General features: G+C 70.8%; 9 protein-coding genes and 1 pseudogene. 2 read left to right on the forward strand and 8 right to left on the reverse strand.

The window, feature by feature from the left end:
* Window positions 1-143: 143 nt before the first annotated feature.
* From ABZ454_RS32230 to ABZ454_RS32255, 6 genes are all read right to left on the reverse strand, one after another.
* Entirely contained in the window at window positions 144-935 is a 792-nt protein-coding gene (locus ABZ454_RS32230; RefSeq protein WP_359543130.1) for a hypothetical protein, read from the reverse strand.
* A gap of 234 nt (window positions 936-1,169) precedes the next feature.
* Window positions 1,170-2,063: an ectoine hydroxylase gene (thpD, locus tag ABZ454_RS32235; protein ID WP_359543131.1), complete on the reverse strand. Its 894-nt coding sequence runs from the start codon at window positions 2,061-2,063 to the stop codon at window positions 1,170-1,172.
* Between the two features lie 6 nt (window positions 2,064-2,069).
* Window positions 2,070-2,468, reverse strand: a complete 399-nt coding sequence (locus ABZ454_RS32240; protein ID WP_356323589.1) for an ectoine synthase — start codon at window positions 2,466-2,468, stop codon at window positions 2,070-2,072.
* A gap of 62 nt (window positions 2,469-2,530) precedes the next feature.
* Complete coding sequence (gene ectB / locus ABZ454_RS32245; protein WP_356323621.1) at window positions 2,531-3,787, reverse strand: diaminobutyrate--2-oxoglutarate transaminase; 1,257 nt, start codon at window positions 3,785-3,787, stop codon at window positions 2,531-2,533.
* 126 nt (window positions 3,788-3,913) lie between these two features.
* Window positions 3,914-4,444: a diaminobutyrate acetyltransferase gene (ectA, locus tag ABZ454_RS32250; RefSeq protein ID WP_356323587.1), complete on the reverse strand. Its 531-nt coding sequence runs from the start codon at window positions 4,442-4,444 to the stop codon at window positions 3,914-3,916.
* A 319-nt stretch (window positions 4,445-4,763) separates the two neighbouring features.
* Window positions 4,764-5,870: an aminotransferase class V-fold PLP-dependent enzyme gene (locus tag ABZ454_RS32255; RefSeq protein ID WP_359543133.1), complete on the reverse strand. Its 1,107-nt coding sequence runs from the start codon at window positions 5,868-5,870 to the stop codon at window positions 4,764-4,766.
* 158 nt (window positions 5,871-6,028) lie between these two features.
* On the opposite strand from ABZ454_RS32255, the gene ABZ454_RS32260 reads away from it, so the two are divergent.
* Window positions 6,029-7,129: an amidohydrolase family protein gene (locus ABZ454_RS32260; protein ID WP_356323583.1), complete on the forward strand. Its 1,101-nt coding sequence runs from the start codon at window positions 6,029-6,031 to the stop codon at window positions 7,127-7,129.
* Between the two features lie 335 nt (window positions 7,130-7,464).
* Window positions 7,465-8,649, forward strand: a complete 1,185-nt coding sequence (locus tag ABZ454_RS32265) for an SCO1860 family LAETG-anchored protein (protein WP_359543134.1) — start codon at window positions 7,465-7,467, stop codon at window positions 8,647-8,649.
* A gap of 189 nt (window positions 8,650-8,838) precedes the next feature.
* On the opposite strand, the pseudogene cobC reads toward ABZ454_RS32265, so the two are convergent.
* Window positions 8,839-9,945, reverse strand: a pseudogene (cobC, locus tag ABZ454_RS32270) (Rv2231c family pyridoxal phosphate-dependent protein CobC); the annotation flags it as partial.
* Window positions 9,917-10,828 (reverse strand): sirohydrochlorin chelatase, encoded by a 912-nt coding sequence (locus tag ABZ454_RS32275; RefSeq protein ID WP_356323579.1) that lies wholly within the window; start codon window positions 10,826-10,828, stop codon window positions 9,917-9,919. The pseudogene cobC and the gene ABZ454_RS32275, both read right to left, overlap by 29 nt.
* Between the last annotated feature and the right edge of the window lie 42 nt (window positions 10,829-10,870).

Genomic DNA, 10,870 nt, shown 5'->3' on the forward strand with positions numbered 1-10,870 from the left:
GAGTTGAGACGCCAGGCCTCATCCGCGTCGGTCCGGAACCCGTTGCGCACCCGCTCGGATGCCGCCCGCTGACGGTCCCGGGCGCACGTGCTGGGAGACCGGCCCGATATCGGCCGGGAGCCGGTCCGCAGCCCGTGCCTCGGTCATTCCCTCTCCTCCCGGGTGTACAGCCGCCGCTTCCTCCCCTCCTTCTCCGGGCCCCAGTAGTCGGCGTATTCCTTGTCGTCGACCCTGCCGGAAACCCGGAAGATGCCGACGCCGGAACTGGGATCCTTCACCTCGAGGGAGCGTTGACTGCCCTTTTTGTCAATGTAATCCACCTTCAGGTGGTATTCGACATACTCTTTGCCCAGGAGTTTCGCCTCCACGGCCATGACGAAACCCTCTCCCGCCTTGAGGACCTGTGACTGACGGGTGAAGTAGGGCTTTCCGTTCTGGGTGAATCTGGGGTACCGGTTGTCCAGGTTCAACTGGACCGGAACCGTGTCCGAGGCGACACCGCCCAGGGGTTCGATCATCGTGGTGCGGATCGCCTCGGAGCGGCGGGTGATCACGGGGACGATGTCCACCACCCGGACCGGGGAGGCCGATACGTTGGTGACAGCGACCTTGTACGCGGTTGTCGTGGTCGAGGTGGCCTTGATCTTCCGGAGCAGGTGGTCCCAGGCCTCCGGCGTCGTCGCTCCATTGATCAGCACGGCTCTGTCCGCGGCGCTGGTCACGCGCTGCTCCGAAACCAGGAAGGTGCCGCCCTCTTCCGGTATGACCACCACCTTGACCGGTACCGCAGGCTCCGTGTGGGGCGCTGCCGAAGCCGCCGGCTTCTTCTCGTCCGACAGCACGTCGACGACGAATCCCTGAATCGACGAGCCCAGGCCCGTGATGAAGCTGACGATCACGGCGGACACGCCGGCCAGAACCGATGCGGCGATCACCGTACGTGCCGAGTTCCGGTCGGGGTCCGGCCTTCCCGCGGTTCGCCTTCGTTCGGACACCCGCCGCAGGCGGTCACGCTGATCGGTCCGTCGCACCATGCTGCCCCCGCCTCCGGAAAAGTGTTGATCCTAACGCGGTGCACGACGGCGGCGCCTGGATTTGTGGAGGGGGAGCGCGCGGCGAAGGGGCGGGACACAGGGATGTGTCCCGCCCCGACCAGCCTTCCTGCGGGCCTACTTCACCGGCGTGAAGTCACGCGCCCCGATGAACTCCGGGCGCCGGATCGGCGCCGCGAAGGGCTCCTGGGCCGTGTTCTCCACGCTGTTGAACACGATGAAGACGTTGCTGCGCGGGTACGGGGTGATGTTGTCGCCCGAGCCGTGCATCGCGTTGCAGTCGAACCAGGTCGCCGAACCGGCCTTGCCCGTGAAGAGCTTGATGCCGTGCCGGTCGGCCATCTTCGTCAGCGCCTCGTCGGACGGGGTGCCGGCGTCCTGCATCTGCAGGGACTTCTTGTAGTTGTCCTTCGGCGTCTCGCCCGCACAGCCGAGGAACGACTTGTGCGAACCGGGCATGATCATCAGCCCGCCGTTGGTGTCGTAGTTCTCGGTCAGCGCGATCGACACGGACACGGCCCGCATGTTCGGCAGACCGTCCTCGGCGTGCCAGGTCTCGAAGTCCGAGTGCCAGTAGAAGCCCGAGGCGCCGAAACCGGGCTTGACGTTGATCCGCGACTGGTGGACGTACACGTCCGAGCCGAGGATCTGCCGGGCCCGGCCCACCACGCGCTCGTCGCTGACGAGCCGGGCGAAGACCTCGCTGATGCGGTGGACCTCGAAGACCGACCGTACGGAGTCCGACTTCGGCTCGATGATCGAGCGCTCGTCGGCCCGCACCACCGGATCGGCGATCAGCCGCTCCAGCTCGGCGTGGTAGCCGGCCACCTCGTCCGGGGTGATGAGCTGGTCGACGGTGAGGAAGCCGTCGCGCTCGAAGCCCTGGAGCTCCTTTGCGGAGACCGGACCCGGCGCGCCCGGCGCGGACCAGATGACCGGGTCCTGGCGGGGAGTGGTCATCTCGGCGGCGCCGCGCGAGGGGTACAGATCGGCACGTACGTCAGTGGTCATGGGCATTCAGCCCTCCTCGGTCAGCAGCGGGTAGACACCGTTCTCGTCGTGCTCCTCCCGTCCGGTGACGGGAGGGTTGAAGACACAGATACAGCGGAAGTCCGTCTTCGGGCGCATGGTGTGGTGCTCATGGCCGTTGAGCAGGTACATCGTGCCGGGAGTGATCCAGTGCTTCTCACCGGTCTCGTCATCGGTGAGCTCGGCCTCACCCTCGACGCACAGGACCGCCTCGATGTGGTTGGCGTACCACATGGACGTCTCGGTGCCGGCGTACATCGTGGTCTCGTGGAGCGAGAAGCCCACCTTCTCCTGGGCGAGCACGATGCGCTTGCTCTCCCAGGTGCCGGAGGCGGCCTTCACATGCCGGTCGGTGTTCTCGATGTCACTGAACGATCGGACGATCACGGGGGGTCGGTGCCTTTCTCTCTACGGTGTTTCTCATCGGGCCCGCCCGGGGCGGGCCCGGGTCAGGCGGTCTCGCGGACGCAGCGGGCCAGCGTGCGCAGGCCCTCGTCCAGTTCCTCGGGGGAGATGGTCAGCGGCGGCAGCAGCTTCACGACCTCGCTCTGCGGGCCGGAGGTCTCCAGCAGCAGCCCCAGCTCGAACGCGCGGGCACAGACGGCGGACGCACGCGTCGGGTCGTCGAACTCCAGGCCCCACACCAGTCCGCGCCCGCGGAACCGCGCGCTGTCGTGCTCACCGCAGACCGCAAGCAGCGCCTGCTCGATCTGCTGGCCGCGGGCCAGCGTCTGCTTCTCCATCTGGCCGTCGGCCCAGTAGGCGTCGAGCGCCGCGGCCGCGGTGACGAACGCCGGGTTGTTGCCGCGGAAGGTGCCGTTGTGCTCGCCCGGCTCCCAGACGTCCAGCTCGGGCTTGAACAGGCAGAGGGCCATGGGCAGTCCGTAGCCGCTGATGGACTTCGACAGCGTCACGATGTCCGGGGTGATGCCGGCCTCCTCGAAGGAGAAGAAGCCGCCGGTCCGGCCGCAGCCCATCTGGATGTCGTCGACGATGAGCAGCATGTCCTGGCGGTGGCACAGCTCCTGGAGCGCGCGCAGCCACTCGGCGCGGGCGACGTTGATGCCGCCCTCGCCCTGCACGGTCTCCACGATCACCGCGGCGGGCTTGTTGAGCCCGGAGCCCTGGTCCTCCAGGAGCCGTTCGAACCAGAGGAAGTCGGGGACCTGGCCGTCGAAGTAGTTGTCGAACGGCATCGGCGTGCCGTGCACCAGCGGGATGCCGGCCCCGGCCCGCTTGAAGGCGTTGCCGGTGACGGCGAGTGAGCCGAGGGACATGCCGTGGAAGGCGTTGGTGAACGAGACCACGGACTCGCGGCCCTTGACCTTGCGGGCCAGTTTCAGCGCGGACTCGACCGCGTTGGTGCCGGTCGGGCCGGGGAACATCACCTTGTACGGCAGGTCGCGGGGCCGCAGGATCACGTCCCGGAACGTCTCCAGGAAGGCCCGTTTGGCGGTGGTCGCCATGTCGAGGCCGTGCGTGATGCCGTCGCGCTCGATGTAGTCGATCAGCGCGCGCTTCAGCACCGGGTTGTTGTGGCCGTAGTTGAGCGAACCGGCTCCGGCGAAGAAGTCGAGGTAGGAGTGGCCGTCCTCGTCGGTCAGCCGGCTGCCCTGCGCGCGGTCGAAGACGGCCGGCCAGCCGCGGCAGTAGCTCCGCACCTCGGACTCCAGCGTCTCGAAGACGCTCAGGTCCGGGGGAGTCATGCCGTAGGTCTGCCGGTTGAGAGCGGAGGGGGTCATGGTCACAGCGGGTCTCCTGCGTGAGGGGGGTGTGACGGGCGGCGGTGAAGGTGACTGCGACGGGCGGCGCCCGCCGGAAGAGGTACCTGCTCAGGCGTGGAACGGGCCGATGCTGTAGAGCACTTCCGGCAGGTGAGCGCCGTCGGGGAACAGGCCGCCGTCGAAGAGCACCTCACGCTCCAGGCCCACGTCGTGGCGCTGCGCGTAGGAGGTGAACAGGCGGTCCGATGCCTTGTTGTCCGGGGTGACGGTCGTCTCGACCGAGGCGAGGCCCTGCTCAGCCGCGACGCGCGCGGTCAGGGCGTCCAGGAGCTTCCCCGCCAGGCCGGTACCGCGGTGGCCCCGGTCGACGGCCACCTGCCAGACGACGAGCGTCTCGGGGCGGTCGGGCCTGATGTACCCCGTCACGAAGGCGACCGGGGAGCCGGTCTCGTCGCGGGCGACCACGGAGGTCGCCGCGAAGTCACGGCACCACAGCAGGTAGCTGTACGAGGAGTTGAGGTCCAGGACCTCGGAGTCGCGGGCTATGCGCCAGATCGCGGCTCCGTCCTCCACTCGCGGGGTGTCGATGGTGATGAATTCGCTTCGGGCACGGGCAAAATCTGCTGGTGCGGCGGTCATGCGAATTGAATTTACCCAGCAAATTTCTAAATTGCATCGGCCCAGAGGGTTGGGCGGTGCGATGTGTTGTGTTATCACGCGTGCGGGTGCACCGGCGCGAAACCGTTGCGCTTTCTTCCGATTTGAGGGGTATTTTTCCGGCATAACGCCGCCTGTGTGGAGTCGGTCACAAGGGCGTAACTCTCTCAAGACGCAACCGAATTGTGGAGATCGAGCACCCGGAAAACTGGGGTGTTTAGCCTGCGGTAAAGCGGGCAGAAGAATGCGGGGAGCTGCCCCGGATAAGGCGGCTCCCCGCATAAGTGGATGACATCGGAATTCAGGCGGTGGCCCAGGTTTCCGAAACGGCTTTACGGGCAGCCTCCAGGTCGACCTGCCGGCCGGTGTCGGCCAGCGCCGCACCCAGAGCCGCGAGCGAGGAGAGCACCGCGCCCCGCGTCGCGTCCACCCCGTAGTGATTGACCCGGATCATCTCCTTGGACAGCGCCCCGCCCCCCGCGATCAGCGGCAGCGACGGGTCGGCAGCGAGGGCCTGGGCCACCAGGCCCGCGGCGTCCACACCCTCCGGCGCGCGCAGGGTGGTCGCCACCGGCGCCGCGTCCCGGGCCTCGTGCACATACGGGGCCAGACCGCCGCCCAGCGCCACCGCACCGGCCCGGGTGGCCGCGGCGGCGGCCGCGTGACGGGCCATCAGCGCGTCCAGGCCCTCCGTCTCGATCCGCTCCACGCAGGCCTCCAGGGCCAGCATCTCCAGCTGGGCCGGGGCGTGCGGCAGGGCCTTGCGGCCGACGTCGATCCAGCGCTCCTTCCAGTCCAGCAGGGAGAGGTAGGAACGGCGCGGCGCCCGCGGGTTGGCGGCCATCCGCTCCCAGGCGCGTGCGCTGACCGACACCGCGGACACCCCGGCCGGACCGCCCATCGCCTTCTGCGCCCCGATCACGCACAGGTCCACGCCCCACGCGTCCGGCAGCAGCGGCTCGGCGCCCACGGAGGCGACGGCGTCCAGCATGAACAGCGCCCCGTGCGCCCGGACGGCCTCACCGATCTCCGCGACCGGGTTGGTGTTGCCGGTGGCCGCCTCGGCGTGCACCAGGGACACGAAGTCGATCTCCGGGTGCGCGGCCAGCGCCTCGGCGACCTGGCCGGCGGTGACGGCCGTGTGGAAGGGCACCACCAGGTCGACGACCTCGGCGCCGCAGTCGCGCAGCCAGTTGCCGAACGTCTGTCCGTACGGCCCCGTGACCACGTTCAGCGCCGTCGAACCGGGACGGGCGCCGCCCCTGATGCAGCCTTCGAGGGGGAGGAGCGCCTCGCCCTGCATGATGACGACGTCCTGCTCGGTGGCGAGGAGACCGGCCACGCGCCGCTCGATCGCCGCGAAATGCGCGGCCGTGAGCGGGGTCAGGTCGAGGAAGGGGTGCGTCACGGTGGTGCTCTCTTCGGGATCGGATCGGTGTGCGGCCCGGCCTGGGGACCAGGCCTGGACCGAGGGTACCGAGCCCCTGACGGAGAGCCCGGGCCCGGCCGCCGGAACGTGCCGGACGGGGCGCGGCGCCCGGCCCGGTGCCTCGTACAGTGCTGTCCATGAGCGATCACGAGGCGCCGCGGGTGCTGCAGGTGAAGGGGCGGGTGCTCGTCGGACCCGAGGAGGTGAGGGACGAGCTCTGGGCGGTCGACGGACGCGTCTCGTACGAGCGGCCCGCCGGTGCGGACGACGCGGTCGTCGTCACCGGCTGGGCCCTGCCGGGACTGGTCGACGCCCACTGCCACGTCGGACTCGACCACCACGGTGCCGTCGACGCGGCGACCACCGAGAAGCAGGCCCTCGACGACCGGGAGGCCGGCGCGCTGCTCCTGCGCGACGCGGGCTCGCCCGCCGACACCCGGTGGATCGACGACCGCGAGGACCTCCCCAAGATCATCAGGGCCGGCCGCCACATCGCCAGGACCCGGCGTTACACCCGCAACTACGCCCACGAGATCGAGCCGGACGAACTGGTGGCGTACGTCGCGCGCGAGGCACGGCGCGGGGACGGCTGGGTGAAGCTCGTCGGCGACTGGATCGACCGCGAGGTGGGCGACCTGACCGCCTGCTGGCCGCGCGCGGAGGTGGGGGCGGCCATCGCCGAGGCGCACCGGCTGGGCGCCCGCGTCACCGCGCACTGCTTCGCCGAGGACTCGCTGCGCGATCTCGTCGAGGCCGGCATCGACTGTATCGAGCACGCGACGGGGCTGACCGAGGAGACCATCCCGCTCTTCGCCGAGCGCGGGGTCGCGATCGTCCCCACCCTGGTCAACATCGCCACGTTCCCCTCGCTCGCGCTGGGCGGGGAGGCGAAGTACCCCCGCTGGTCCGCCCATATGCGCCGGCTGCACGAGCGCCGCTACGACACGGTGCGCGCCGCGTACGACGCCGGAGTGCCGGTGTTCGTGGGCACCGACGCCGGCGGGGTGCTCGCCCACGGCCTGGTGGCCGACGAGGTCGCGGAACTCGTCAAGGCGGGCATCCCGGCCCTGGAGGCGCTGTCGGCGACGACATGGGGTGCCCGCGCCTGGCTCGGCAGGCCGGGTCTCGAGGAAGGCGCCCCCGCCGACCTGGTGGTGTACGACGAGGACCCGCGGGCGGACGTGCGCGTGCTGGCGGCCCCGCGCCGGATCGTCCTGAACGGGCGGGTGATCGGCTGACCCGGGTGCCCCGGGCACGGACGCGCGCCCGGGACGCGCGGGGTTGACCGGCAGTTACCCGGAGCGCTCCGGCTCGTTGAATCACTTCCCCGCACTTCCCTGGAAGGGTCGTCCGGGCCGTCCGCGCTCGGTGAAACGGGTGAACTCAAGGAACGCACGTGCCGGAATAATCGAATACAGACGCGAAAACCCCCCTTTGGGGTGAACTCACCTCAGGTATCTGCCAGTTCACCCTCTGTGCGTAAAGATTCACGGAGTCGAGGCCACCGGTGCCCGCGATGTCCCCCATTGGACGGCGCCGGTGGCTCCATGTCTCTTGTGGGGGTTCCACCATCTTGAACAGCAACACCTTCCGCCTCGCCGCCCTGGCGGTCGCCGCCGCTCCCGTCGCCCTGCTGGTCGCCGTCCCGGCACAGACCGCCACCGCGGCCACTGCCGCGACCACCACCCCGACCACCGGCGACGGGAAGGCGAGCGCGGTCGTGCTCCGTACCGCACTCGACGTCTCGCTCCTGAACAAGGCGATCGATGTGCCGCTCAAGGCCACGCTCAACGAGGTGCGGGCCCCGCGCAGCGCCGAGGAGACCGCGCTCACCGTGAAGCTCGACGGGGTGGACCACGGAAGGCCGGTCGACGTGCTGCGGGCCGATGTGGCCACGGCGAAGGCGACCGTGAACAGGCACCGGGCCGAGGGCTACAGCAACGTGGTGAAGGCCCGGTTGCACCTGCCCGGCCTGCGGGTGCTCTCGCTGGTCGAGGTCGAGCAGGTCACCTCCAAGGCGGTCTGCGAGGCCGGCCGCAAGCCGGTCGCCGAGTCGAACGTGCTGGGGCATGTGAAGGTCCTCGGCCAGCGCGTCACCCTGACCGCCGGAGGCACCACGAAGATCGCGGTGAAGGGGGTCGGCGCGGTGACGCTCGACCTGTCGAAGACGAGCACCACCTCGCGCACCGCGGCCGCGGTGGCGCTCCGGCTGAAGGTGTCGGTCAACCCGCTCGACCTGAACGTCGCCGACGTGAAGGGCGAGGTCACGCTCGCCGAGGCCACCTGCGAGACGCCGAAGGGGGGCGGCACGGGCGGCGGTGACAACGGAGGCGGCCACAACGGCGGCGGTGACAACGGAGGCGGCCACAACGGTGGGGGAGACAACGGGGGTGGCCACAACGGTGGCGGAGACAACGGCGGTGGTGACAACGGGGGTTCGACCGACGGCGGGGCCGGTGACGGCGGGTCCACCGACGGGGGTTCGAGCGACGGCGGGTCCACCGAGGGTGGTTCGAACGGCGGCGGGTCCACCGGCGGCGGATCCGGCACCGCGGGTTCCACGGCCGGTGACACCGGCGGTGACGGCGGCGACGTGAAGCCCCAGACCGGTACAGGTCACGCGCCCCAGGCCTCCGACGCCGATCTCGCCGAGACGGGCAGCAGCTCCACCACGCCGTACATCGCGGGCGGAGCCGCCCTGCTGCTGGCGGCCGGCGCCGGTGCGACGGTCGTGGCCCGGCGTCGCGTGCGGGACTGACCCGGGGGGCGAGCACCGGAGCCCGAGGGGGACGGCCGGGGGGCCGTAGGGGAAGAAGGGGGGATGGGGGTCGGTGCTCCGAGAACGGAGCACCGCCCCCCGCCAAGTCCCGTGAGACAGCGGTCAGCGGGTCACCGGGTCAGCGGCCGTCCGCGGCCGCAGGTCGCCGGCCGCGCCCGCCCCGGCCCCTCACCGGCTGACGGTGGACAGTGCCTGGAGGGCCTGGTCGAACGCCTGCAGGAAGCGATTGGTCGTCGCGCGGTCCCGCACCGCCAGCCGCAGCCACTCGTCGCCGAGCCCCGGAAACGTATCGCCACGCCGGGCGGCGAAGCCCAGCATCCGCAGCCGCTCGCGTATCTCGGCGGCCCGCTCCAGCCGGACCAGCACGAACGGCCCCTGCGCCGGTTCCACCACCCGTATCTCGGTGAACTCCCGCAGGCCCGCCACCAGATGGCATCGGTCCACCGCGATCCGGTCCGCCGCCGCGGCCGCCTCGGCCAGCGCCCGCCGCTCCACACACGCCTCGGCCGCCGCCAGCGCCGGGGACGACACCGGCCACAACGGCTGCGCCTCCTCCAGCGCACGGATGATCTCCGGCGCAGCCGCCACGTAACCGATCCGCAGCCCGGCGAGCCCCCACGTCTTGGTGAGGCTGCGCACGACCACGAGCCCCGGGACGTCCGTACGGCCGCACAGCGCCTCGCGCTCGCCCGGCACCGCGTCCATGAACGCCTCGTCGACCACCAGCGTCCGCCCGGGACGGGCCAGCCGCTCCAGCACGGCCGCGGGATGCAGCACGGACGTCGGGTTGGTCGGATTGCCGACCACCACCAGGTCCGCGTCGGCCGGCACGTCCGCCGGATCCAGCCGGAACCCCTGGCCGGCCCGCAGCAGTACCCGTTCCACCTCGTGCCCGGCCGCGCGCAGCGCCGCCTCCGGCTCGGTGAACTGCGGGTGGACCACCACCGGCCGCCGGGCCGGCAGCGCCCGCGCGATCAGCACGAAGGCCTCCGCCGCCCCCGCCGTCAACAGGAGCCGCTCCGGCGACAGGCCGTGCCGGGCGGCGACCGCCGCACGCGCCGAGCGCCCGTCCGGGTACGCGGCGAGTGAGCCGAGGGACGCGGCGATCCGCTCCTTCAGCCAGGCCGGCGGGGTACCGGCCCGTACGTTGACGGCGAGATCGGTCAGATCCCGGCCCCGTCCCCGTACTTCCGCGTCCCCGTGATGACGCAGATCGTGCGTGCCCGCGCCTGTCGCGTCGGGGCTCTCAGTGGGAGTGTGCATGACCGCCATGGTGAGTGTGGGGGTGATGGCCGTCGTCGTCAGGGTGGAAGTGCGGCTGCTGCGGCAGTCCCACCTTGTCCTCGAAGCCCGGCAGCGCGATCCGGTACACGCAAGTGTCGCAGTTCATCCGCAGATCGCCCTTGACGGCCTCCCGGTAGCGCTCCATGACCAGATCGAGCAGTTCCTCCGCGGCACCGATCACCTCGGCGGGCCGGACGTCCAGATCCGGATGGGCGGCGGCCCACTCCGTGGTCTGACGACGCACCCGGTCCGGCAGGATGCCGGTGAAGAGGAAGTACGGCAGAACGACTATGCGCCCCGCACCCAGCTTCACGCAACGGTCGAGACCGGACGGCACGTCAGGGGCGGCCAGCGAGACGAAAGCGGTTTCCACACCGGCGTAGCCCCGGCCCTCCCAGAACAGCCGCGCCGCCTTGTACACCTCGGCGTTGGCGTCCGGGTCGGTGGAGCCGCGCCCCACCAGAAGGATCGTCACCTCGGACCGGTCCGTGTCGCCGAGCACCTCGTCGACCCGCCGCTCCAGCACCCTCAGCAGCGCCGGATGCGGGCCGAGCGGGCGTCCGTAGGTGTACGAGATGCCCGGGTGGCGCTCCTTCTCCCGGGCCAGCGCCGCCGGGATGTCCCCCTTGGCGTGGCCGGCCGACACCAGCATCAGGGGGACGGCGGCGAAGTGCCTGACGCCCTGTTCGACGAGCTCGGTCACCGCGTCGCCGAGCGGCGGCGGCGAGAGCTCGATGAAGCCGCCCGTGACGGGCAATTGCGGGTTGCGGGCGCCGAGCTCGGCCACGAAGCCGCGGAAGGCGTCGGCCCCGCCCTCGTCCCGGGTGCCGTGGCCGGCGATGAGCAGTGCGGGCTGGGTGGACGGGGTGTTCACGGGTTCTCCTCGGTGTTCCTGGGGGACGGGGCGCGGGGCGGC

Origin of the sequence: Streptomyces sp. NPDC005803, assembly GCF_040630435.1 — a bacterium.
Classification (GTDB): Bacteria; Actinomycetota; Actinomycetes; order Streptomycetales; family Streptomycetaceae; genus Streptomyces.